The organism is Paenarthrobacter sp. YJN-5, from assembly GCF_015040095.1.
GTDB lineage: Bacteria > Actinomycetota > Actinomycetes > Actinomycetales > Micrococcaceae > Arthrobacter > Arthrobacter ureafaciens.
Window position 1 is genome coordinate 2,921,526 of the sequence record NZ_CP053544.1, and the last position, 21,909, is coordinate 2,943,434.

Sequence of the window (21,909 nt, forward strand, 5' to 3'; positions counted from 1 at the left end):
TACGTCTCCGCGGACAGTATCCGCAGTTCTTTCGTGCAGCCGGCCTACGAGGGCCGGCCTGCTGGTTGCTTGCCCTTGGAAGCAAAGCTCCAAGGGCGTCGAACTAGTTGGTCTTGCGTGATGCAGGCTTCGGCGTGGCCTTGGGAGCCGCCGGGCGTGCTGCCGGCTTCGGAGCTGCAGGCTTGGCCATCGGCTTCGGCGCTGCCGGAACGGCAGGCTTCGGCGCCGCCGGAACAGCTGGCTTGGGTGCTTCCTGGGCCGGGGCCTCAGCTGCGGGAGCTTCCTCGGTCACAGCCGGGGCGGCTTCCTCAACCGGGGCTTCCGCTGCAGGTGCTTCTGCCGCAGGGGCTTCCTCGACCGGGGCTTCCTCGACCGGGGCTTCAGCTGCGGGAGCTTCCTCGGCCACAGCCGGGGCGGCTTCCTCAACTGCCGGAGCCTCAACTACCGGAGCTTCGGTTTCCTGCACCGGCTCTTCGCCGGCCGACCGGAGGCCTTCGGGCAGAAGGTCTCCGAGGGATTGGGTCATCGGAGCCTGGCCGCCGGAGGTATCCACGCGGGACGCCGCCTTGGCTTCGTTCTGGGCCTTGGCCTCGGCACGCTGGGCAGCGCGCCGCGCTTCTGCCTTGGCTTCGGCCTTGTTCTTCAGCGGACCGATCACCATGACCATGTTGCGGCCATCGATGCGCGGGCTGGACTCCACAACGCCGACCTCGGCAACGTCTTCAGCGAAGCGCTGCAGGAGGCGGATGCCCATCTCGGGACGCTGCTGCTCGCGGCCACGGAACTGGATCATGGCCTTGACCTTGTCTCCGGCACCGAGGAAGCGGAGGGCATGCCCACGCTTGGTTTCGTAGTCGTGCTTGTCGATCTTCAGGCGGAAACGGATTTCCTTGAGAACCGTGTTGGTCTGGTTCTTGCGGGCCTCGCGCGCCTTCACTGCGGCCTCGTACTTGTACTTGCCGAAGTCCATCAACTTGCAAACAGGGGGCTTAGCCTGCGGGGCAACTTCAACGAGATCGAGATCGGACTCCGCAGCCAGACGCAGGGCGTCCTCGATACGGACAATTCCTACCTGTTCGCCGGCAGGGCCGACCAGCCGCACCTCGGGGACGCGGATACGCTCATTGATTCTTGGCTCGCTAATGTTAAAGCTCCTGTGGTTGTGGTGAGTTCGCCGGCAAAAAGAGAAGGCCTCCAATTGCCGGTGCAATCGAAGGCCTCGAAGATCGGGAGCAGTCCCCCACATAAGGGGGCTACGCATTTCAGGGCATTGCCCGGAAATGTCCGACCAGGTACCCGGCAACCTCTGGTTCCCGAAGGAAAACGGCTGACGCGGGTGGGAGAGAACTCCGCTTGCAAACTGAAAATCAATTCTACAGAAATAACCCGCCAAGCGCACATTCACGCGGCGGGAGGACTCATGCTGAATAACGACTTCCAGTCGGTCTGTGGCAAGCTTACCAGTATGAGCACTGAAGACAGCAATTCCCGGAACTCCTTCGGCAGCGACGCCGCCGCCGGTGTTTCCCAGCAGATCCGAGACATCGCCGAGGTCCCCGCGGTGGAGGTCATCACCACAGGCGCGGTACACCTCATGAGCGCAGCCGCCGTGAAGGTGGGCCTGGCCGATGATCCACATGCCGAAGACCTCAAGGACCTCGATGAAGCACGCAAGCTCATCACCGCCCTTGCCGGGCTCGTGACCGCGGCCGCTCCCGAGATCGGATCCCAGCATGCCGGACCGTTGCGTGACGGCCTGCGTTCCCTTCAACTGGCCTTCCGTGAGGCCTCCCTCATCCCCGATGCCCCGGGCAAGGGCCCGGGCGAGAAGTTCACCGGACCGGTGAACTGACTCCCCCACAAGGTTGATCACGACGACGGCGACCCCACCTCGCAAGGTGGAGTCGCCGTCGTCGTTAACCCGGCTGCTCTGTCATCGGCAAACGCTGAACCTTCGGAAACGTCCTTCCGGCAGGCACTCAGCGCGGTACGCGGGCAGCGCGCCGCCGCAGGGAGAGCAGCAGCAGTCCGGTCAGGCAGAGCACAACGCCGCCGATTCCGACGGCGGCGAAACCACCCCCTGGGCCGACAGTGTCAATGAAGATGCCCGCCATTGGTGCGCCCAAGGCAACACCACCGGTCAGTGCGGAGCCGTACCAGCCCATGGCCTCGCCACGCCGCTCCTCGTCCACGAGGTCGGCCACCTTTTCCGATGACGCAGACAACACCGGAGCACACAGCAGACCCGGCAGGATAGCCAGGAGTGCCAGCGACCACGTGTCCGTGGCGAAACCCATGGGAATAGTCAACGCCGCCATCCCCAGCAGCAGGATCATGGGCGGAACGGGGCGGTTCATGGCGCCGTACACCAGCCCGCCAACAACCGAGGCCGCGCACCAGAAGAAGAACACAATGCCGATCTGGTTCTCGTGGCCGCCGCGTTCCAAGAGGCCGACGATGCTGACATCCGAACCACTCAGGACCATCCCGGCGCCGGCTGCTACGGCGAAGAGTGCCGCCACGGAAACTGTGAACCACGCGAAGTTCCGCGCAACCCGGCTCCGAAGTCCAGCGGCTCGGGACACCGCGGGGGCCATCTCCGATGCAGCCTCCTGGACGTGGCCGGGCGCCGAGGCAACCATTGCCGCCTCGGCGGCGGAAAGCTCATCAGCCGCACGCTCCGCCGACTCCTCAGGACTACATGCCGTGTCGCTGCGGGTGGGCGGGTTGAACCAGATCAGGAACAGTCCCGCGGCTGAGACGGACAGGCCTACCGCGGTCAGGCCCAGGGCCGAAAGGCCGCTGGTGGCGATGACGGCACCCACCGCGGGGCCAATCATGAACACCAGTTCCGTGGCGATGGAATCCAGGGCGAACGCTCCCCTGCGCTGTTCGCCGTCCACCATGACGCCCAGCGACTGCCGCACCACACTGAAGATCGGCAACGTGAAAAGGCCTCCGACAAACACCAGGGGCAACAGCCAGGCGTAGGACACGTGGGGCACCAGCGACCAGATGACAGCTTCGGACACGATCGAAGGGATCAGGGCTTTGCGAAGGCCCACAATGTCCACGCGCCGTCCACGCCACGGTGCACCAAGGGCGATGCCGATGGTCATGATCGCCGCGGCAGCGCCCGCAGCCGCGTAACCCTGGCCCAACGTGAGGACGATGTGAAGCGTCAACAGCACGCCTGCTGCCGAGTGCGGGATGCGGGCAATCATCCCTACCAGCAGGAGCCTCCGCACAGGGCGGTTGGCCAGCATCTCTTTGTAGAGAGCAAAGTTCACAGCTTGGTTCCTCGTGTTCCCCCGGGGCAGTCCCCGGAGAACGGGTACTGCCGTTAGTGCAGCCCGGGCTTCTGCGCCGCGCGCTGCAGTTTAACTTCGATGGAATCGACGCCTTCGGCGAATGATTCCAGGTTGGCCCACGCTTCGTTCAATCCGGCCACCAAGGACTGCACGGCCGCTGCGTCAAGTCCGTCCTCGAGGTACAGCACGACGCGAAGTTCGGGGCCGGCACCGCCGCCGGCAACCTGGCGTCCGTCCGCCGTGAATGAGGCGACTCCGGCACCGGGCCGGGTCTCCAGGCCCCGGACAGCCGGGAAAGCGGCCGCGGAAGAAGCGAGAGCCGACTCCAGTTGATCATCCTGGTACGACGGCGTCCAGTCCCGCTGCTGCGCCAATGCCCACACGGCGGGACGGCGGACCACGAACGTGAACTCCGACCCGGGATCCAGGACCAGCAACTGGGCGTCCTCGGAAACTGCGGAAAGGGCAGCACGGGCAGCGTAGACAGCTACCGGCCGTGCCCCCGCATGCCACTTCCCGAGTGCAGCGGACGAGGTGAACACGGGCATTGCCGTGCGCCCGTCCGGTGCCTTGAGGGTGACCAACGCCATGTCGGCCTGCTTGTCGGCGTGGAGGCCATCCACCCCTTCAGCTTCCTCGGCGAGCGTGGCGACCACCGGAACGAAGACCCTCGCGGTCGCGAGCGATGCAACGACGGCCGCCTCGCTGCCCGAACCGTCAAGAAGGGACCGGACAGCGGCAAGGTAGGCGGCGTCGGCTGATCCGTCGTCGTCCTCGAAGTTGTGGATTTTCGCGGCGTCCCCGCTCAGGCTGCGCCCGGCCCACGGTTGCCCTGCGGAATCAGTCGCTCCCCCGGCACCTGCCAGTGCCGCGGCGATGTGGCCCGGCAGTTCGCGTCGGGGTGCTTGGTTGTCCGGCATCAGCGGCGCCCGGCAACATCCAGGGCTTCGGGCAGGGTGAAGGCGCCGGCGTACAGGGCCTTCCCCACGATCGCGCCCTCAACGCCCAGCGGGACCAATTCACGGAGTACCCGGAGGTCCTCCAGGCTGGAAATGCCGCCCGAGGCAACCACCGGTTTGCCGGTCTTTTCCACCATCTGGCGCAGAAGGTCGACGTTGGGGCCCTGCAAGGTGCCGTCCTTGGTCACATCGGTCACCACGTAGCGCGCGCAGCCGGCATCTTCCAGCCGGCCCAGTACCTCCCAGAGGTCGCCGCCCTCTTTGGTCCAGCCGCGGCCTGCAAGGGTGGTTCCGCGGACATCCAGTCCGACGGCGATCTTGTCGCCGAAGCGCTCAATGGCGCGGCGGGTCCACTCCGGGTTCTCAAGGGCGGCCGTGCCGAGGTTGACCCGGGCCACCCCGAGGCCGAGTGCCCGTTCCAGCGATTCGTCGTCACGCAGGCCGCCGGACAGTTCCACCTTTACCGTCAACTGCGAGACAACCTCGCTGATGAGGTCGGCGTTGTTCCCGCGGCCGAACGCGGCATCCAGGTCCACCATGTGAACCCATTCGGCGCCGGCTTCCTGCCAGTTCAGGGCAGCTTCCAGCGGCGTTCCGTAACTGGTTTCGGATCCTGCTTCGCCTTGGAGGAGGCGGACCGCCTGGCCGTCGACGATGTCGACGGCGGGCAGGAGTTCCAGTACAGGCTGGGCGGAGGAAGTCATGAGTGTCCTTGAAGTTGGTGGGAGCGCGGCTTATTTACCGGGGAGCGTCAGGAGATACGCAGCGAGCAGGGACATCCCGGCCAGCACGTAGAAAGATATGGAAACCCAGCGGGGCTTCTTCTGTTGGTGGAAGGAAATGCCGCCACCGACCAGAAGCCCGGCCAGGCCCATGAGGACTACGGACCACATTCAGGCGGCGCCTTCGGATCCGTCGCTGCCCGCGGCCGCGGTGCTTTCGGCCTGCGGCTTCCTCAGGCCGTCCACCCAGTTGCGCAGCAACCGTGCCCCGGCGTCACCGGATTTCTCCGGGTGGAACTGCGTAGCGCACAGCGGCCCGTTCTCCACGGCGGCAATGAAGCGGGCACCGTGTTCGGCCCACGTCACCTTCGGTGGTGCCATCCGCGGCTGGACGACGTCGAAGTTCCATTCCTGGACGCCATAGGAGTGGACGAAGTAGAAACGTTCGCCTTCCACGCCGTCAAAAAGCCTGGACCCCTCGGGCACGTCCACAGTGTTCCATCCCATGTGCGGAACAACCGGGGCCGGGAGGAGTTCTACTTTGCCCGGCCACTCGCCCATGCCTTCGGATTCGGTGCCGTGCTCCACTCCTGCCTCGAACAGGACCTGAAGGCCAACGCAAATGCCCAGCACGGGACGTCCGCCGGCCACACGACGGCCGATCATGCGGATACCGTCAACGGCCTTCAATTCCTTCATGACCGTTTCGAAGGCACCCACACCGGGGACCACCAGGCCGTCGGCATTAAGGACATCTTCCGGCTTGGAGCTGAGGACCACATGCGCTCCGGCGCGTTCGAGTGCACGCACGGCCGAGCGCACGTTGCCGGAACCGTAGTCCAGTACGGTAACTGTCGGTTTACCCTCGGGAGACTCCGGCTTGGCCGTAGCCGAGGCATCGGCTACGGCTCCGTCCTTGAGGATCTGGTTGCTCATAGTGCTCCCTTCGTGGAGGGTATGCCCTCCACGCGCGGATCGGACTCAACGGCGGCACGCAGCGCGCGGGCGAAGGCCTTGAACTGGGCCTCCACGATGTGGTGGGGATCCCGACCGGCCAGGACGTTCATGTGGAGGCAGATGCCGGCGTGGAGAGTGATGGCCTCGAAGACGTGACGTGTCAGGGATCCAGTGAAGTGTCCGCCGATCAAGTGGTATTCCTGCCCGGCCGGCTCGCCGCCGTGGACGAGGTAGGGCCTGCCGGATACATCCACGACCGCGTGCGCCAGCGCTTCATCGAGGGGAACGGTGGCCTCGCCGAAACGACGGATTCCGGCCTTGTTGCCCAAGGCCGTGCGCAGGACCTCTCCGAAAGTGATGGCCACGTCTTCCACCGTGTGGTGGGCATCGATGTGGGTATCGCCCGTAGCCTTCACGGTCATGTCGATGAGCGAGTGCTTGCACAACGCCGTCAGCATGTGGTCGTAGAACGGCACCGATGTGCTGATATCGGAGACGCCGGAGCCGTCGAGGTTGATCTCCACCAGCACGGAGGATTCGCTGGTGGTGCGCTCCATGCGCGCGGTACGGGCAGCGGACGGCGTTGAACCGGTTTCGCTCATGGGGGGAACGTCCTTCAAACAGAGGGGTGGATCTACGGACAAGTCTAGTTGGGCCAGGGACTACTTGGATTCCAGAAGGGACTCCAGCGCTTCCAGGAAGGCCGTGGTTTCCGCCTCAGTCCCGGCCGTGACGCGCAGGTGGCCGGGGATACCGACGTCCCGGATCAGCACGCCGGCATCAAGCAGGCCCTGCCATACCTCGTGCGGGTTCTCCAAGCCGCCGAAGAACACGTAGTTGGAGTCCGACGCCGCGGGCTTGAGGCCCATTCGAAGGAGCTCCGTCACGATCCGGTCCCGCTGCACCTTGATATCCTCGACGTCGGCCATCAGGGCCTCACGGTGACGCAGAGCGGCGAGGGCCGTAGCCTGCGTGACGGCAGAGAGGTGGTAGGGCAAGCGGACAAGCCTGATCGCATCGGTCACCTCGGGAGCAGCCGCCATGTAACCCAACCGGGCTCCGGCAAGAGCGAAAGCCTTGCTCATGGTCCGGGAGACGATCAAGCGCTCCCTCCCGGGCAACAGGGTCAAGGCGCTCGGGGTGTTGTCGTGGGCGAACTCGTGATAAGCCTCGTCCACGATCACGATTGCCTGGCTGGCTTCACCCGCTTCATAGACGGCCTCCACGACATCCAGCCCAAGGCCGGTACCCGTCGGGTTGTTCGGGGAGCAAAGGAAGACGATGTTGGCGCCGGTTTCGGCGACCTGCCTGGCCGCTGAGGCTGCATCCAGACCGTAGTCATCCGCCCGGACACCGAGGACGTATTCGGTATCGGTTCCGCTGGCAAGCAACGGATACATGGAATACGTGGGCGGGAAGCCCAACGCTTTACGGCCCGGGCCCCCGAAGGCCTGGAGTATCTGCTGCAGAACTTCGTTTGAGCCGTTGGCCGCCCAGATGTTGCCGGGAGTAAGTCCATGGCCGAGGTACTCTGCCAGCGCTTCCCGGAGTTCGGTGAATTCACGGTCCGGGTAGCGATTGAGCCCGGTGGCCGCCGCCGCGACGGCTTCGGTGATGGCCGCCTGAACATCGGCAGGAACACCATGGGTGTTTTCGTTCACGTTGAGCAAAATCGGGACATCAAGCTGCGGAGCGCCATAGGGGCTCAGTCCACGCAGGTTGGTCCGGAGGGGAAGTCGGTCGAGTCGCTCAAGCTGGTCAGTCACTACAACAGTTTAAGGGTCCGGCCGAAGTGCCCTGTAACTGTGACACCGAGCCTGGCCCTTGGGAACCTTTCCGGTGGGCTAGCCGGCAGGGACGAACAGCTGCTGGCCAGGCTGGATACGGCCTCCGCGGAGATCATTGAGCTCGATAATTTCCGCAATCACGTCACGGGGGTCACGTTCTGGCGCAGCAGCTCCCGCGATTCCCCAGAGGGACTGACCCGGCTGAACGGTCACGCTCACTGCGACAGGAGGCTGAAGCTGCGCCTGGCTGTCCGATGCCTTTGCCGGCGAGTTGAGGAAGCCCGCCAGGCTGAGCAGCGCGGCAACCAGGAGCATTGCGGGAATGCCGAAGAAGACCATCCTGCCGCGCCGCGTCAGCCTGATGCGCGCAGGAGCGGGGGTGGAGCGGAAATCGTGGAACGTAACAGCGGACATGAGCCTGAGCCCTCCTGAAGGATTGCCTGCGCCGGCGGTGAACCGCGCAGGCTTGCCAATTCTCTGTGTGCACTCCGCGCCGGCGTTCGAACATCCTTCGAACACCCGCAACGGTTTATAGAACACATATTCGAACCTTGCTATGACATTTTTAGCACTTATCAACGAATGGTGTCGAGACTCGCTAGAACAAATGTTTGATAAACGCCCGTGCCTGACCTACGTTTGAGTGAAGAAACAGGCACAGATTCAGTGCAACAGGAGGGTCTGACATTTTTGGGCCCGGAATCTTCGGGCATCAACGGACCAGGCCCGGGGCGGAACGGAAGGGCATTGGCGAACATGGCAGCAAAAGCCACAGGAGGCAGGGCATCCCTGCGCAGCCAACAGGCCTCCAAAGCCCCCAAGAGCCTCACCGTCCGGCAGAAGAAAATCCTCGAGACCATCCAGCGGTCGGTCAATGACAACGGGTATCCACCCAGCATGCGCGAGATCGGGGATACCGTAGGCCTCGCCAGCCTCTCCAGCGTTACCCATCAGCTATCCCAGCTTGAGAAGCTTGGTTACCTCCGTCGTGATCCCAAGCGACCGCGTGCCATGGAAGTCCTCATGCCCCTGACGTTGGACAGCGGCGCCAGCATTCCCGGGGTGGAGGCTCCCGGCACACTGCTCAGCAGCGGCGGCTTGGATGTCACCTCGCTGGCAACTGCCAGTGACACCGCCATGGTGCCCCTGGTAGGACGGATCGCGGCCGGCGGCCCGATCCTCGCCGATCAATCCGTCGAGGACGTCGTCCCGCTTCCCCGGCAATTGGTTGGCCACGGCGAACTGTTCATGCTCAAAGTCGCCGGTGACTCGATGATCGATGCCGCGATCTGCGACGGCGACTGGGTGGTGGTCCGCCGTCAGAACGACGCCGTCAACGGCGACATCGTGGCCGCCCTGCTTGATGACGAAGCGACCGTTAAGACCTTCCGCCAGCGGGACGGGCACACCTGGCTACTCCCGCAAAACACCCAGTACGAGCCCATCCTCGGCGATCAGGCCACCATCATGGGCAAGGTCGTTTCGGTGCTGCGCTCCCTCTAAGGGTCCTGCTTCGCCAACCGCCCCAAAGCTCCCTGCACTACCTTGCGGTCCGTCGTCGTCCAGAATGGCGGGAGTGCGGCACGCAGGAAGCCTCCGTACCTTTCCGTGGAGAGCCGGGAGTCGAGAACGGCAACCACGCCTTTGTCCCCTGTCGAGCGGATGAGGCGCCCGGCGCCCTGTGCCAAGCGAATGGCCGCATGCGTTGCTGAGACCGCCATGAATCCGTTACCACCGGACTGTGCCACCGCCCGGGAGCGTGCGGTCATGAGTGGATCGTCCGGCCGCGGGAAGGGGATCCGGTCGATGACAACCAGGCGGCAGGAACCACCCGGAACATCCACTCCCTGCCACAGGGACATCGTGCCGAAGAGACAGGTGTCCGGTTCATCGGAGAATTGCTTCACAAGCGCCGCCATGGTGGATTCGCCCTGGCACAGGATGTCCACATCCAAACGCGACCGCATGGCATCAGCCGCCTCTTCCGCCGCGCGCCGCGAGGAGAAAAGGCACAGCGCTCCCCCACCGGATGCCCGAATGAGGTCTTCGAGTTCGTCCAGGGCTTCCGGCGACGTGCCCCTGCCCGGCTTCGGCAGGTGCTGGGCGACATACAAAACACCCTGCTTGGGGTAGTCGAAGGGGGACCCGACGTCCAGCCCTGTCCAGCTGGGCGCGCCGTCACCCACCAGCCCCAATCCGCCGGCGGCCGGTTCGAAGGCCGAGCCGATGGCAAGCGTAGCGGAGGTCAACACGACTGTGTGATCGGCAAACAGTCCTTCACGGAGACGCCCTGCGACGCTCAGCGGTGCGACGTTGATGAGCGCAGGTGCGGAGTCATCGGGCTGGGAGTAGCCCTGCTGCGGATCGAAAGCAGCGTTCCTGGAGAACCAGACCACCTCCCGGTTTTCCTTCGCCCTGAGCAGCCTCTCGCAGAGTTCCAGGATGAGCATCAGGCGCGACCGCGCAAGCTGCCGCCCGCCGTCGACGGCGTTGGAGGAGTCCGTTTTCGAATCGGACAGCGCGGCGCGCGTGGCGTCCCGCAGCTGGTCGAGGCAGTCGAGCAGCTCGTCGTTCAAGCCGTTCGGCTGCAAGCCGCTGGGAACCCCCACCAGCGCCAGATCCAGGCGGTCCGCAGCGGCATTCAAGGCGTCGACGGTAATGGCTGTGTGTTTGCGGGCACTGGACGCAGCGGCGTGGACCATGGCCACCGACAGCTGCCCGGATACCGCTCCGGTAACCCGGTCCTGCAGTTCGTGGGCCTCATCGACCACCACGACGTCGTACTCGGGCAGCACGGCCAGGCCCTCGAAAGCACTGACGGCAAGCATCGCGTGATTGGTGACCACGACGTCCGCCTCCGCCGCCCTGGCCCGTGCCAACTCACTGAAGCACTCCTCGGCGAGCGGACACTTCTGCGCCCCCAGGCATTCCATGGACGTGACCGAAACCTGCCTCCACGCCCTGTCCGTAACGCCGGGCATGAGCTCATCGCGGTCGCCTGTGGCCGTCTTGCCGGCCCACTCCCGCAGCCGGAGGACTTCCTTGCCCAACTGCGAAGACGCCCCGCCCACCGAGGCCGCAAAGTGCGGCACGCTGGTGTCCTCTCCGAGCGAGAAAAGCTGCCCCTCGGAGGGTTCCTCGCTGGGGAAGCCACCTTCGAGCTTCTGCAGGCAAACGTAGTTCGCCCGGCCTTTGACGAGCGCCACGTTGACCGGGCGCTCCAAGGCGGGAGTAATGGTCTCCAGCAGGCGGGGCAAATCCCTGCCCACGATCTGGGTCTGGAGGGCCAAAGTGGCGGTGGAAACCAGCGTCGGCTTGTTGCTGTCCATGGAATGGGCAATCAACGGGATCAGGTAGGCCAGCGACTTACCCGTGCCCGTCCCTGCCTGGACCAACAGATGCTCGCCGGACTCGATGGCCCGGGTCACATGCTTTGCCATTTCCTGCTGCCCGGGGCGGCTCTGGCCACCCAAACCGGCAACAGCCTTCTCCAGCAGTTCGAGGGTAAACCTCTCCCCTGCCGTTTCAGCGGTCTCCGCCGCCACCTGCTCAACCATTGGTGACGAATGACTCCAGCTCGGCGGCCAGGCCTTCGTGGACCATCGCCACCACCCGCGTACCGTTTTCCTCGTGTTCGATGCTGAGGATGTCGGCATCGGGGCTGTGCAGCCTGTTGATCAGTTCGCCGCGCTCATACGGAATGAGCAGCTCCAAACGCACCCCCGGACGAGGGATGGCCTGGCTGATGGTTTCCAGAAGCTCCTGGATTCCCTGCCCCGTACGGGTGGAAACAACCGCGTGGCGTGGCTCCTTCTGCTTCAGGCGCTCCACCACAAACGGATCAGCTACGTCCACCTTGTTCAGGACGATGATTTCCGGAACCTTGCGGGCGTCGACCTCGCTGAACACGGCCCGAACGGCAGCGATCTGGCCTTCAGGATCCGGGTGTGATGCGTCGACGACGTGCAGGATCAAGTCCGCGTCCGCTACTTCTTCCAGCGTGGAACGGAACGCTTCCACCAACTGCGTCGGGAGGGAGCGGACGAACCCAACGGTGTCCGCCAAGGTGTACCCGATGCCGTCCGGGGTCTGCGCCTTCCGCACTGTGGGGTCAAGCGTGGCGAACAGTGCGTTCTCCACCAGGACGCCGGCGTCTGTCAGGCGGTTGAGCAGCGAGGACTTGCCGGCGTTCGTGTAGCCGGCAATTGCTACCGACGGCACGGAATTACGACGGCGGTTGGCGCGCTTGGTCTCGCGCGCCGGCTTCATCGCGGCGATTTCCCGCCGCAACTTAGCCATACGTGTCCGGATCCGGCGGCGATCAAGTTCGATCTTGGTTTCACCGGGGCCGCGGGAGCCCATACCGGCCCCGGCGCCACCCACCTGGCCACCGGCCTGGCGGGACATCGATTCGCCCCAGCCACGAAGCCGCGGCAGCAGGTATTCCAGCTGGGCAAGCTCCACCTGTGCCTTGCCTTCACGGCTCTTGGCGTGCTGGGCGAAGATATCCAGGATCAGCGTCGTGCGGTCCACTACCTTGACCTTCACGATGTCTTCAAGGCCTCGGCGCTGTGATGGGGAGAGCTCGGTGTCTACCACCACGGTGTCCGCGCCCGTTGCCGCCACAATAGCTTTCAGTTCCTGGGCTTTTCCGGAGCCGAGGAACGTCCCCGGGTCCGGCTTGGTACGGCGTTGGACGATTCCGTCGAGGACTTCCGAACCTGCCGTCTCTGCCAGCGCAGCCAGCTCACGGAGCGAGTTCTCGGCGTCAGCCAAGGTGCCTTCGGTCCACAGTCCGGCGAGGACCACCCGCTCGAGGCGCAACTGCCGGTATTCGACTTCGGTGACGTCTTCGAGTTCGGTTGAAAGGCCTGCTGTTCGGCGCAGTGCCCGACGTTCGGCCAGGTCTTCCTGCTCACCGTCGTAAACGCTGTGCTCTTCCTCAACCGCGGAGATCGCCTGGGCCTTGCCAAGGACGCCTTTGGCGTCGGTATCCCCGGATGCCCCTGCGGGTACATCCTTGGACAGAATCCGGTCGATGACGGCCTGGATTTCTTCAGGACTCATGTCCTGGGCGTCGGAATCGGATCCGGAGTGCTTCTGGGTGGTCATGGTCTCCTTAGACTGTTCGGCAATTCCAGAATAGTGCTGATTGGTGTCTTTCGCGTGGGTATTCGCGCTGGGCTGACGGGCCTGGGCCAAAAAGGGCCTCCTGTTGGTTCGTATGGCAGCGATTACTGTGCTGCCCGACTCTGTGATGGTCCGCTGTGGAGGGTCCGTCAGGTCCGTGTGAAGAAAGCCTGATACTCCGGCTTACCCGGCGTGGACATCCTGCACCCCTCCGGAGGAACCGGAAAGGCGGCACTGGAGCGCTGGAAAGCGGAGTTGAAGTGATCTTCCGAGGGCCGTGAAACCCGCCGGGCGGAATGGCCATGCGTGTCATGTGTACGCAGGCGGACGTCGCGGGGCGGTGCCGATGATTGGCCGGCTGTTCTGCCGGATAGGCGGCAGGCTACTCAAAGATCAAGAACATGCATCCAAGACTATCAGCCGTGTCAAATTGTCCCGGCCACGGTGGAGGCGACGGCAGGGGCAACGTCGGGCTTGGGCGCAGGCACCACAGTTTCCCATGCCGCCCAACGCCAACTAATCTGGCAAATTATGGAGTCTGCACACTATTTCAGCGCCCAACCGGCCGGACCGTTTACCCGCAAGCCCCTCACCGTGGAACTTGCAGGGGCACCCAGGCATCTGCAGACCTCCACAGGCATCTTCAGCCCGGACGGCATCGACAAAGGAACCGCTGTCCTCCTGGGCGAAGTGCCGGATCCTTCGCCGCAGGGAAACCTGCTGGATATCGGCTGCGGTTGGGGTCCCATTGCGCTGACCATGGCCCTGAAGTCGCCCTCGGCCCAGGTGCATGCAGTTGACGTCAATGAGCGCTGCATCGCGCTGACCAACGAGAACGCTGCATCGCTTGGCCTCGGGAACGTCAAGGCGAGCCTGCCGGAGGACGTGCCGGCCGACGTCGAATTCGACACCATCTGGTCCAACCCGCCGATCCGCATTGGCAAGGAAGAACTGCACCGGCTCCTGCTGACCTGGCTTCCGCGGTTGGCACCGGGCGGCAACGCCTGGCTTGTGGTTCAAAAGAACCTTGGCTCGGATTCCCTGCAGCGCTGGCTGGCCGGCGAACTGGACGATTCCTTTGCGGTGTCCCGGGAAAGCACGTCCAAATCCTTCAGGATCCTCAGGGTCAGGCGAGCGTCCCGCTAGCCACAATAACCGCGGGGCCGCTGAGCTCTACGTGCTCGCGGCCGTCCCCGCCCGGGAAGAACTTCACGTCAACCACGCCGCCCGGCACATTGACGTGCCAAGCGTTCGGTGCCGTGTTCCCGGCCCAGTGACGGATGGCGACGGCGGCCGCGCACGCTCCGGTGCCGCATGACTGGGTTTCGCCCACACCACGCTCGTGCACCCTCATGGTGATGGTGCCGAAGCCATCGTGAACCAGCGGCTCTGCCGGAACCACGAATTCGACGTTTGTCCCGTTGGCCGGCTTGGGGTCAACTACCGGGGCCTTGAAAAGCTGCGTTGCGGCGAGTTCGCTAAGCTCCGCCAAAGCCACCACTGTATGCGGATTGCCCATGCTCACCGAGAGTCCCGGTCGGGCTACTTCCAGGCCATCGGCGCTGACCAGCGCATCCATGGCCTTCGACGTGGCCTCGGTCGGGAAAATGAACTCCCACGGACCCATATCCACTGCGTAGCCATTGTCCGAGCGCGCGATCTTCTTGATCCCGCCGCGCGTACCGATCGTCAGTGCCTCACCCGGCCCCAGGTCCACCAGGCCCTGGTCAATGAGGAAGTGCACAAATACACGCACTCCGTTGCCGCACATCTCGGACAGGGAACCGTCGCCGTTGCGGTAGTCCATGAACCATTCAGCGGAAGCGTCCTGCTCCAGCAGCGCCCGGCCTTCGGGAAGGTCGCGTGAAGGAACAGCGCGGATCAGCCCGTCCCCACCGATGCCGCGGTGCCTGTCGCACAGGGCGGCCACCTGCTCCGGGGTGATGTCGTGGACAGCACCGGGATCGGCGATCAGCACAAAGTCGTTTCCCGTGCCATGGCCCTTCGAAAACGCCACACCTGACAGGCTGGCGGCGGTCATGGGGAGCTCGGCAGCGGCGGACTGCCGGGCGGAAACTGCGGGGGTCTGATCCATGGGACTAGGCTACCTGCCACGGGTGGACGGCCAGAAATTATCCTGCCTCCGCAAGGGCCACAGCTTTGGCCACCAGGTCGGCGTCCTTCCAGTCAAGCCAGCTGATCCGGGGATCGGCGCGGAACCAAGTGAGCTGGCGACGCGCGAATTGACGGGTAGCGATGATCGTGGCCTCTGCCGCCTCTGCTACGCTCCAGTCGCCGTCGAGCACTTTCAGGAACTGTGCGTAGCCCAGCGCGCGGGAAGCGGTCTTCCCCCGCCTCAATCCGGCAGCGTCAAGGCGTTCCACTTCCTCCAGGAGCCCCGCATCAACCATCCGGTGGACCCGCGCTGCCAAGCGCTCCCGCAGCTCTTCCCGATCCACGGAAAGCCCGATCTGGAGTGCCGGCTGGAAGTACTGGCGTTGCGGCATGAAGGAACTGAAGGGCCGGCCGCTCAGTTCATACACTTCCAGTGCCCTGATGACGCGCCGGGCATCCCCCAGCCGGGCGGCCGAGTCCGGGTCCACCGCCTGGAGCCGTTCCCGTAATGGCATGAGTCCCTGTGCTTCGTATTCGCCTTCCAGGCGCTTGCGCAGCTCCGGATCGGTACCGGGAAACTCCAGGACGTCCAAGGCCGCACGGACGTAGAGACCGGAGCCGCCAACCATGATCGGCTGCTTTCCCCGGCTCCGGATGTCACGAATGGCAGCCCTGCATTCCTGCTGGAAGTCGGCCACGCTGGCTTCTTCAGTCACTTCCATGGTGTCCAACAGGTGGTGGCGAACGCCTTTGCGTTCTTCCACCGTGATTTTGGCCGTGCCGATGTCCATGCCCCGGTAGAACTGAAGGGCATCAGCATTAATGACCTCCCCGTCCAAGGCCAAGGCAAGCTCCACCCCCAGGTCCGACTTGCCCGAACCCGTGGGTCCCACGACGGCGATGACAGGCAAAGACGGCACATCACTGCCAACGACGGACATGGATCTACCCCCGGCTAGGCCCGGCGGGCCGGAACGGCGGGCATGCCCAGCGAAACACCGGCCTTCCCGGAACCGGCACCTGGCGCCGGTACACCGCAGGACTCGGCCTGCGAACGGTCCCAAGCGTCGCCTGCCCTGGACCGGCGCAGGATGTAATCCTCGGGTCCGGCAGGGTCCGCAACCAGGTGGAATGCCGCGGCCTCAGTAATAGTGACTGTGACGAAATCGCCGGGACGGGGTGCTTCTGCGCCCTCCGGGACGGAGAAGTGCACCAGGCGTTGGTCCTTGGCACGGCCGGACAGGCGGTGGGTCTCCCCTGCTTTCCGGCCCGACTGGGCGGTCACCAACACCTCGACCTGCCTGCCAAGCTGCTTGGCATTCTCCTCGGCTGCAATGCGGTCCTGAAGCGCGGTCAAACGTTCGTAGCGTTCCTGGACCACGGCTTTGGGGAGCTGCTCGGGCAACTCGGCAGCGGGGGTTCCCGGACGCTTGGAGTACTGGAAGGTGAAGGCCGATGCGAAGCGGGACTTTTCCACGACATCCAGGGTGGCCTGGAAATCTTCTTCCGTCTCACCCGGGAAACCCACGATGATGTCCGTGGAGATGGCCGCCTGCGGAATCCGCTCCCTGACCTTGTCCAGAATGCCCAGGAACCTGCTGGAACGGTAGGAGCGCCTCATGTCCTTAAGGACCTTGTCGGAACCGGACTGAAGCGGCATGTGCAGCTGTGGCATGACGTTGGGTGTCTCCGCCATGGCCTCAATAACGTCATCCGTGAAGGCGGCGGGGTGGGGACTCGTGAAACGGACGCGTTCCAGCCCTGCGATCTGGCCGCATGCACGCAGCAGCTTGGAGAACGCCTGGCGGTCACCGAATTCCACGCCGTAGGAGTTCACGTTTTGGCCGAGAAGAGTTACTTCCACGGCGCCGTCGTCAACCAGTGCCTGGATTTCGGCAAGGATCTCACCGGGGCGGCGGTCCTTCTCTTTGCCGCGAAGCGAAGGCACGATGCAAAACGTGCAGGTGTTGTTGCAGCCGACCGAGATGGAAACCCATCCCGAGTACACGGAATCACGCTTGGTGGGAAGCGTGGACGGGAACACGTCAAGGGACTCGAGGATTTCGAGCTGGGCTTCATTGTTGTGCCGCGCCCTGTTCAGGAGGGCGGGAAGGGCGCCCACATTGTGCGTACCAAAAACGGCGTCCACCCACGGTGCTTTGCGCACAATGGTTTCCCGGTCCTTCTGGGCCAGGCATCCACCCACCGCGATCTGCATTCCGGGGTTGGCTGCCTTGACCTGGCGAAGTTGTCCCAGGTTTCCGTAGAGCTTGTTGTCCGCATTCTCCCGCACCGCGCAGGTGTTGAACACGATGACGTCGGCAAACTCCCCGTCCGCCGGAACATAGCCGGCTTCTTCCAAGAGACCGGACATGCGCTCGGAATCATGGACGTTCATCTGGCAACCGAAGGTCCGGACCTGGTAGGTCCTGGGCTCCACGGAGGATGCCGCCTCCTGAAGCGTCCCAGGTACCAGGGAAGGCTGCGTGGAATCTTGTGCAGGGGATGGAATGGTCAAACTCACTACTCAAGGGTACCGGCTTCTGCCAGCACCTCACCGACGATCCTGAAGGCCAGTGAAGGGGAATAGCCCTTGCGCGCGAGCATGGAAGCCAACCGGCGTGTGTACTTGTCCCGCTCAGCCCGGTCGGTCAAATCCATGCCCGGCCTCAACTTCCGCTGGACAAGCTCGCGCGCTGCAAGTTCCTCGTCCTTGTCCGAGACCTGGGCCAAGGCTTCCTCGGCATCTTCAAGTTCGATGCCTTTGTCAGCCAGTTCCCGTCGCAGGGCGCCCTTGGCGAGCTTCTTTGTCTGCGATCGGCTTCGTACCCACATGCGGGCGAACTCGGCGTCGTCGATGAGCTGGACTTCCTCAAAGCGATCGAGAACAGCCTCGGCAACGTGCTCAGGCACTTTCCGTTCGGCAAGCTTCCGTGCCAGTTGGAGCCGGCTCCGCGGCGCCATCGTCAATTGCCTCAAAACGATGGCGCGCGCAACAGATTCCGGGTCCGGCTCCGGATCGGCAGCAACCGGCGAATCCGGATCCGGCCCGTTCCTAACCGTCAACGGCCTTCAGCTTGGGCGATTCCTCTTCGGGCTTCACGCCGACGCCAAGCTTTTCCTTGATGAGGCGTTCCAACTCCTGGGCGAGCTCCGGGTTGTCCCGCAGGAAGCGACGTGAGTTCTCCATGCCCTGACCGAGCTGATCGCCGTCGTAGGTGAACCAGGATCCCGACTTCTTGATGATGCCGTGTTCCACGCCCATGTCGATGATGCCGCCTTCGCGCGAGATCCCCTGGCCGTAGATGATGTCGAACTCGGCAACCTTAAAGGGCGGAGCCATCTTGTTCTTGACGATCTTTGCCTTGGTCCGGTTACCGACGGAATCGGCGCCTTCCTTCAGCGTCTGGATGCGGCGGACGTCAATACGCACTGAGGCATAGAACTTCAGTGCCTTACCACCGGTGGTGGTTTCCGGCGATCCGAAGAAGACGCCGATCTTCTCACGCAGCTGGTTGATGAAGATCGCGGTGGTCTTGGTCTGGCTCAAGCGACCGGTGATCTTTCGAAGGGCCTGGCTCATGAGGCGCGCCTGGAGGCCAACGTGGGAATCGCCCATCTCGCCCTCGATTTCAGCGCGGGGAACCAGCGCAGCCACGGAGTCAATGACGATGATGTCCAGCGAGCCGGAGCCCACCAGCATGTCCATGATTTCCAGCGCCTGTTCACCGGTGTCCGGCTGTGAAACCAGCAGGGCGTCCGTGTCTACGCCAAGCTTCGCGGCGTAATCGGGATCCAGGGCGTGTTCGGCGTCAATGAAGGCCGCGATGCCGCCGTTACGCTGTGCATTGGCTACAGCATGCAGGGCGACGGTGGTCTTACCGGAAGATTCCGGTCCATAGATTTCCACGACCCTGCCTCGCGGGAGTCCGCCGATGCCAAGCGCCACGTCCAGGGCAATGGAACCGGTGGGAATGACCTCGATCGGAGCGCGGGTGTCATCACCCAGGCGCATGATGGAGCCTTTGCCGAACTGCTTGTCGATCTGGGCAAGCGCTGCCTCGAGCGCCTTCTCACGATCCGGGGTTGCCGCCATGGTTCACACCTCTGATGCTTTCTCGCTGTGGAGTGGCCTGAACGGCCGCTTTCCTGTCACGTCTGACGCTAGTGCGGCGCTCTGACATTTTTAGCTGCCCGCTTGGCCTATGTGGAAAACAAGGGCCGCCGGAGCGTGGAATGCGTCCTTCAGGATCAATTTTCCTCTCACAGGAGCATATCCAAATCCGAACAGATATTCGAACAACGCGACGGCGTGTCCCGTCCCGGCGTCGACCAGCGGGACCGGGTTACGGCTAACCGGTGGGTTTGATGTCCCGGCCAAGCCTGCGCTCGGGAGGCACGTCCTGCACGTCGCAAACTGCCAGCCAAACATCGCGGGGGTCGAAACCCGAGGCGAGGGCGTCCGTAGCGGTGCGGCCGCCAACTCCGGCCAGCACCAGGGATCCGGCAAGCACCCGGGAGTAGCCCGCCCCGAATTCGTCGTCCATCAACCGCCAGAAATCACTTGCCCTCACGGATAGAGTCTCTCATGTTGCCGGACCCTAGAATGGTTGCCATGAGCAATCCTCTCCCCCATGCACCGGCCTCTGCCGTCCAACGCGACGAAGTGGATGATGCCCTTCAGCAGGTTGAACACCAGCTGAGCTTGCTCTGGCGCCGCGCCCGTTCCATCTCGCACCAGCTTTCCCGCCAGGTCCACCCGGACATGGAACCCGCCGCCTATGGACTGCTGACCATCATCCGCCGCGAGGGCCCCATCCGCCTGACAGACCTGGCCTCCTGCGTTGGAGTCGGCAAGCCTTCCGTGAGCCGCCAAATCGCCTTCCTGGAGAGCCTCGGGCTTGTCTATAAGGAGGCAGATCCGCAGGACGGCAGGGCTCAGTCCATCCGGTTGACGGACAAGGGCGAAGAGAAAATGCACCAGGTCCAGGACGCCCGCCGGCAGGCTTTCCGCGAACGCCTGGGGACATGGCCGCTGGAGGACGTGCAGACCCTCGCCGAGTACATGGAAAGGCTCAACGCCGTGTACGGAGAGGGGCTGATCAAGGAGGCCCCAGCTAGAGACGACACTGCCAAAGACCCCGGGGACGCAGCGCAGTAGCAGATCCGGCGGAACCGCTACCCGTGCCACCAACGCGAAAGGTCCCCAGCCAGTGGCCGGGGACCTTCGACGTACTAGGGGACGGTTACCGCGCTCCGGACAGCATGCCCTGGCCGAAGTCGTCGGTGAGATCGAGATCCCGACCGTAACGCTGGGAGAATTCCTGCGGAACCGTGTCCGGTACCGCAACTCCCTCTGCAACTGCGACGCGGTCGCTTACTTCGCGCAGCATGCTGGACAACGGTACGTCCAGTGCGGTGCAGATAGAAGACAGGAGCTCGGACGAAGCTTCCTTTTGGCCGCGTTCAACTTCACTCAAGTATCCGAGTGAAACGCGGGCGCTGTGCGAGACCTCGCGGAGGGTGCGGCCCTGACGCTGGCGGACATCGCGCAGTACATCACCGATTTCGTGGCGTAGTACGACCATTTTGCGCTCCTTCTGTTCGCTCTGTGCCTGATCAGCCAAGCCCACATCCTTCCAGCGGACAACGCCGTTCACGGATACGGGCTGCTTTACCATCTGTATCGCCTTGCTCCCTCGTTCTTCCGGTTCGCTGGTTGGCGGACCGGGTTGGTTTCTACATCCTAGGCGCCCCGACCATTCCGAAGCGACACAATGACACAACTATTGGCAATCAGTTTTTGTTCCCGACTACTTTACGAACGGTAACCATCGCCTTCCAACCCGCCAAGCAGCCTCGCCAACGCCGCAACACAAGCCTGGTTCCTAATGGATTGCCTGTCCCCCTCGAAGGAGTATTCAAACGCCTTTGATCCGGATTCCGTAGCGATTCCGATGAAGACCGTCCCCACTGCCTTGCCGTCATGGGCGTCCGGCCCGGCGACTCCGGTAGTGGAAATGCCGATGTCCGCCCCGCAGGCCCGGCGGGCTCCCGTGGCCATCGCTGCCGCCACGTCTCCATCAACGGATCCAACGGCGTCAAGGAGATCCTGCGGGACGCCCAGGACCGACGCCTTCACGGAGTTCTGGTAGGCGACTACACCGCCCTGTAGCATCCCCGACGCGCCGGGAGTATTCGCCAGGGCAGCGGCCACCATTCCGGCCGTCAGCGACTCTGCCGTGGCCACTGTCAGGTGCCGTTCGAGCGCCAGCCGGACAGCCGCCGTCGCGGTTTCCGCTGCGTCGGCACCTACGGGGGCGCTCATGCCTTCCGCCCGGCGGCCCGAAGCTTGAGAGCCTGGATGACATATTCGACGCCGGTCCAGAGCGTGATGGCCAGCGCAGCCATCATCACCCAGAACGCGACGTCGACGAGCCATGGCGCAATGGCTTTCAGGGGCATGGTGTACAGGAAGATGGCCACGGTCTGCACAACCGTCTTGAGTTTGCCTCCGCGGGAAGCGGGCATCACGCCGTACCTGATGACGAAGAACCGCAGCGCGGTAATACCCCACTCCCTGACCAGGATCAGGATGGTCACCCACCAAGGCAGCTCCCCCAGGACGGAGAGCAGGACGAGCGCTGAACCGATCAGCAATTTATCCGCAATGGGATCGGCGATCTTGCCGAAATTGGTGATGAGGCCCCGCGCCCGGGCGATGTCGCCGTCGAGCTTGTCCGTGTAGATCGCCACAGCGAAAGCCACGACGGCGGCCCACCGCCAGAGACCGTGCCGGCCATCGTCCGCGAGCAGGAACCACACGAAAAAGGGCACCAGGACGATGCGGAGCATGGTGAGGATATTGGGCAGGTTCCACACTTCGGAACCCCTAGACGTGGCGTTGTCGCCCTCGGCTGTAGTCACT

At 63.9% G+C, this 21,909-nt stretch carries 24 protein-coding genes; 4 read left to right on the forward strand and 20 right to left on the reverse strand.

Going from position 1 to position 21,909, the window contains the following annotated elements:
• Nucleotides 1–103: 103 nt before the first annotated feature.
• Nucleotides 104–1,102, reverse strand: a complete 999-nt coding sequence (gene infC / locus HMI59_RS13775) for a translation initiation factor IF-3 (protein WP_236593504.1) — start codon at nt 1,100–1,102, stop codon at nt 104–106.
• A gap of 363 nt (nt 1,103–1,465) precedes the next feature.
• On the opposite strand from infC, the gene HMI59_RS13780 reads away from it, so the two are divergent.
• A complete protein-coding gene (locus HMI59_RS13780) occupies nt 1,466–1,852 on the forward strand; it encodes a DUF1844 domain-containing protein (RefSeq protein WP_031217149.1) in 387 nt (128 codons plus the stop codon).
• 127 nt (nt 1,853–1,979) lie between these two features.
• Here the strand turns inward: HMI59_RS13780 and HMI59_RS13785 are convergent, their stop codons facing one another.
• The 8 genes from HMI59_RS13785 to HMI59_RS13820 form a co-directional block, all read right to left on the reverse strand.
• A complete protein-coding gene (locus tag HMI59_RS13785) occupies nt 1,980–3,290 on the reverse strand; it encodes an MFS transporter (RefSeq protein WP_193591622.1) in 1,311 nt (436 codons plus the stop codon).
• 53 nt (nt 3,291–3,343) lie between these two features.
• Entirely contained in the window at nt 3,344–4,231 is an 888-nt protein-coding gene (locus tag HMI59_RS13790; RefSeq protein ID WP_193591623.1) for an SseB family protein, read from the reverse strand.
• On the reverse strand, nt 4,231–4,974 hold the full coding sequence (gene priA, locus HMI59_RS13795; RefSeq protein ID WP_166184022.1) for a bifunctional 1-(5-phosphoribosyl)-5-((5-phosphoribosylamino)methylideneamino)imidazole-4-carboxamide isomerase/phosphoribosylanthranilate isomerase PriA: 744 nt from the start codon (nt 4,972–4,974) through the stop codon (nt 4,231–4,233). Before priA ends, HMI59_RS13790 begins: the two co-directional genes overlap by 1 nt.
• A gap of 30 nt (nt 4,975–5,004) precedes the next feature.
• Entirely contained in the window at nt 5,005–5,163 is a 159-nt protein-coding gene (locus HMI59_RS13800; RefSeq protein WP_021474316.1) for a hypothetical protein, read from the reverse strand.
• A complete protein-coding gene (gene hisH, locus HMI59_RS13805; protein ID WP_193591624.1) occupies nt 5,164–5,928 on the reverse strand; it encodes an imidazole glycerol phosphate synthase subunit HisH in 765 nt (254 codons plus the stop codon).
• Nucleotides 5,925–6,551 (reverse strand): imidazoleglycerol-phosphate dehydratase HisB, encoded by a 627-nt coding sequence (gene hisB / locus HMI59_RS13810; RefSeq protein WP_021474318.1) that lies wholly within the window; start codon nt 6,549–6,551, stop codon nt 5,925–5,927. Before hisB ends, hisH begins: the two co-directional genes overlap by 4 nt.
• A 60-nt stretch (nt 6,552–6,611) precedes the next feature.
• Nucleotides 6,612–7,715, reverse strand: a complete 1,104-nt coding sequence (locus HMI59_RS13815; RefSeq protein ID WP_031217151.1) for a histidinol-phosphate transaminase — start codon at nt 7,713–7,715, stop codon at nt 6,612–6,614.
• Nucleotides 7,716–7,793: 78 nt separating this feature from the next.
• Nucleotides 7,794–8,150, reverse strand: a complete 357-nt coding sequence (locus HMI59_RS13820; protein WP_193591625.1) for a LysM peptidoglycan-binding domain-containing protein — start codon at nt 8,148–8,150, stop codon at nt 7,794–7,796.
• 342 nt (nt 8,151–8,492) lie between these two features.
• On the opposite strand from HMI59_RS13820, the gene lexA reads away from it, so the two are divergent.
• A complete protein-coding gene (gene lexA / locus HMI59_RS13825; protein WP_193591626.1) occupies nt 8,493–9,239 on the forward strand; it encodes a transcriptional repressor LexA in 747 nt (248 codons plus the stop codon).
• Here the strand turns inward: lexA and HMI59_RS13830 are convergent.
• Together HMI59_RS13830 and hflX are read right to left on the reverse strand one after the other, a co-directional pair.
• Complete coding sequence (locus HMI59_RS13830; protein ID WP_193591627.1) at nt 9,236–11,293, reverse strand: ATP-dependent DNA helicase; 2,058 nt, start codon at nt 11,291–11,293, stop codon at nt 9,236–9,238. The genes lexA and HMI59_RS13830 overlap by 4 nt on opposite strands.
• Nucleotides 11,286–12,848, reverse strand: a complete 1,563-nt coding sequence (hflX, locus tag HMI59_RS13835) for a GTPase HflX (protein WP_193591628.1) — start codon at nt 12,846–12,848, stop codon at nt 11,286–11,288. The genes HMI59_RS13830 and hflX overlap by 8 nt, the downstream gene beginning before the upstream one ends.
• Nucleotides 12,849–13,397: 549 nt before the next feature.
• On the opposite strand from hflX, the gene HMI59_RS13840 reads away from it, so the two are divergent.
• Nucleotides 13,398–14,012 carry a class I SAM-dependent methyltransferase gene (locus HMI59_RS13840; RefSeq protein WP_193591629.1) on the forward strand — a complete coding sequence of 205 codons (615 nt, stop codon included), beginning with the start codon at nt 13,398–13,400 and terminating at the stop codon, nt 14,010–14,012.
• On the opposite strand, the gene dapF is transcribed toward HMI59_RS13840, so the two are convergent.
• The 6 genes from dapF to HMI59_RS13870 form a co-directional block, all read right to left on the reverse strand.
• Entirely contained in the window at nt 13,993–14,961 is a 969-nt protein-coding gene (gene dapF / locus HMI59_RS13845) for a diaminopimelate epimerase (RefSeq protein WP_166184010.1), read from the reverse strand. The two genes, HMI59_RS13840 and dapF, sit on opposite strands and share 20 nt — an antisense overlap.
• Before the next feature lie 37 nt (nt 14,962–14,998).
• Nucleotides 14,999–15,922 (reverse strand): tRNA (adenosine(37)-N6)-dimethylallyltransferase MiaA, encoded by a 924-nt coding sequence (miaA, locus tag HMI59_RS13850; protein WP_166184009.1) that lies wholly within the window; start codon nt 15,920–15,922, stop codon nt 14,999–15,001.
• Nucleotides 15,923–15,936: 14 nt separating this feature from the next.
• Complete coding sequence (gene miaB / locus HMI59_RS13855) at nt 15,937–17,505, reverse strand: tRNA (N6-isopentenyl adenosine(37)-C2)-methylthiotransferase MiaB (protein WP_217375992.1); 1,569 nt, start codon at nt 17,503–17,505, stop codon at nt 15,937–15,939.
• The gene (locus tag HMI59_RS13860) at nt 17,505–18,047 is read right to left on the reverse strand and encodes a regulatory protein RecX (protein WP_062095992.1); all 543 of its coding nucleotides are present in this window, start codon (nt 18,045–18,047) and stop codon (nt 17,505–17,507) included. The genes miaB and HMI59_RS13860 overlap by 1 nt, the downstream gene beginning before the upstream one ends.
• Nucleotides 18,037–19,077 carry a recombinase RecA gene (gene recA / locus HMI59_RS13865; RefSeq protein ID WP_166184007.1) on the reverse strand — a complete coding sequence of 347 codons (1,041 nt, stop codon included), beginning with the start codon at nt 19,075–19,077 and terminating at the stop codon, nt 18,037–18,039. Before recA ends, HMI59_RS13860 begins: the two co-directional genes overlap by 11 nt.
• Before the next feature lie 256 nt (nt 19,078–19,333).
• Complete coding sequence (locus HMI59_RS13870) at nt 19,334–19,528, reverse strand: DUF3046 domain-containing protein (protein WP_021472658.1); 195 nt, start codon at nt 19,526–19,528, stop codon at nt 19,334–19,336.
• Nucleotides 19,529–19,596: 68 nt separating this feature from the next.
• Here HMI59_RS13870 and HMI59_RS13875 point away from each other — a divergent pair, with 68 nt between their 5' ends.
• The gene (locus HMI59_RS13875; protein WP_227471391.1) at nt 19,597–20,142 is read left to right on the forward strand and encodes a MarR family winged helix-turn-helix transcriptional regulator; all 546 of its coding nucleotides are present in this window, start codon (nt 19,597–19,599) and stop codon (nt 20,140–20,142) included.
• Between the two features lie 85 nt (nt 20,143–20,227).
• Here HMI59_RS13875 and HMI59_RS13880 read toward each other — a convergent pair whose 3' ends face one another.
• The 3 genes from HMI59_RS13880 to pgsA form a co-directional block, all read right to left on the reverse strand.
• Nucleotides 20,228–20,662 carry a helix-turn-helix domain-containing protein gene (locus tag HMI59_RS13880; protein ID WP_021472656.1) on the reverse strand — a complete coding sequence of 145 codons (435 nt, stop codon included), beginning with the start codon at nt 20,660–20,662 and terminating at the stop codon, nt 20,228–20,230.
• A 137-nt stretch (nt 20,663–20,799) separates the two neighbouring features.
• Complete coding sequence (locus HMI59_RS13885; RefSeq protein ID WP_166184003.1) at nt 20,800–21,309, reverse strand: CinA family protein; 510 nt, start codon at nt 21,307–21,309, stop codon at nt 20,800–20,802.
• Nucleotides 21,306–21,908, reverse strand: coding sequence for a CDP-diacylglycerol--glycerol-3-phosphate 3-phosphatidyltransferase (pgsA, locus tag HMI59_RS13890; protein ID WP_031216628.1), 603 nt, complete (start codon nt 21,906–21,908; stop codon nt 21,306–21,308). Before pgsA ends, HMI59_RS13885 begins: the two co-directional genes overlap by 4 nt.
• Between the last annotated feature and the right edge of the window lies 1 nt (nt 21,909).

Excerpts from the sequence above, each read along its gene's own strand:
- HMI59_RS13780 (WP_031217149.1), top strand. The coding sequence starts at position 1,466 with ATGAGCACTGAAGACAGCAATTCCCGGAACTCCTTCGGCAGCGACGCC.
- HMI59_RS13790 (WP_193591623.1), bottom strand. The coding sequence starts at position 4,231 with ATGCCGGACAACCAAGCACCCCGACGCGAACTGCCGGGCCACATCGCC.
- priA (WP_166184022.1), bottom strand. The coding sequence starts at position 4,974 with ATGACTTCCTCCGCCCAGCCTGTACTGGAACTCCTGCCCGCCGTCGAC.
- HMI59_RS13800 (WP_021474316.1), bottom strand. The coding sequence starts at position 5,163 with ATGTGGTCCGTAGTCCTCATGGGCCTGGCCGGGCTTCTGGTCGGTGGC.
- hisH (WP_193591624.1), bottom strand. The coding sequence starts at position 5,928 with ATGAGCAACCAGATCCTCAAGGACGGAGCCGTAGCCGATGCCTCGGCT.
- hisB (WP_021474318.1), bottom strand. The coding sequence starts at position 6,551 with ATGAGCGAAACCGGTTCAACGCCGTCCGCTGCCCGTACCGCGCGCATG.
- HMI59_RS13820 (WP_193591625.1), bottom strand. The coding sequence starts at position 8,150 with ATGTCCGCTGTTACGTTCCACGATTTCCGCTCCACCCCCGCTCCTGCG.
- lexA (WP_193591626.1), top strand. The coding sequence starts at position 8,493 with ATGGCAGCAAAAGCCACAGGAGGCAGGGCATCCCTGCGCAGCCAACAG.
- HMI59_RS13830 (WP_193591627.1), bottom strand. The coding sequence starts at position 11,293 with ATGGTTGAGCAGGTGGCGGCGGAGACCGCTGAAACGGCAGGGGAGAGG.
- hflX (WP_193591628.1), bottom strand. The coding sequence starts at position 12,848 with ATGACCACCCAGAAGCACTCCGGATCCGATTCCGACGCCCAGGACATG.
- HMI59_RS13840 (WP_193591629.1), top strand. The coding sequence starts at position 13,398 with ATGGAGTCTGCACACTATTTCAGCGCCCAACCGGCCGGACCGTTTACC.
- dapF (WP_166184010.1), bottom strand. The coding sequence starts at position 14,961 with ATGGATCAGACCCCCGCAGTTTCCGCCCGGCAGTCCGCCGCTGCCGAG.
- miaA (WP_166184009.1), bottom strand. The coding sequence starts at position 15,922 with ATGTCCGTCGTTGGCAGTGATGTGCCGTCTTTGCCTGTCATCGCCGTC.
- recA (WP_166184007.1), bottom strand. The coding sequence starts at position 19,077 with ATGGCGGCAACCCCGGATCGTGAGAAGGCGCTCGAGGCAGCGCTTGCC.
- HMI59_RS13870 (WP_021472658.1), bottom strand. The coding sequence starts at position 19,528 with ATGGACGACGAATTCGGGGCGGGCTACTCCCGGGTGCTTGCCGGATCC.
- HMI59_RS13875 (WP_227471391.1), top strand. The coding sequence starts at position 19,597 with ATGAGCAATCCTCTCCCCCATGCACCGGCCTCTGCCGTCCAACGCGAC.
- HMI59_RS13880 (WP_021472656.1), bottom strand. The coding sequence starts at position 20,662 with ATGGTAAAGCAGCCCGTATCCGTGAACGGCGTTGTCCGCTGGAAGGAT.
- HMI59_RS13885 (WP_166184003.1), bottom strand. The coding sequence starts at position 21,309 with ATGAGCGCCCCCGTAGGTGCCGACGCAGCGGAAACCGCGACGGCGGCT.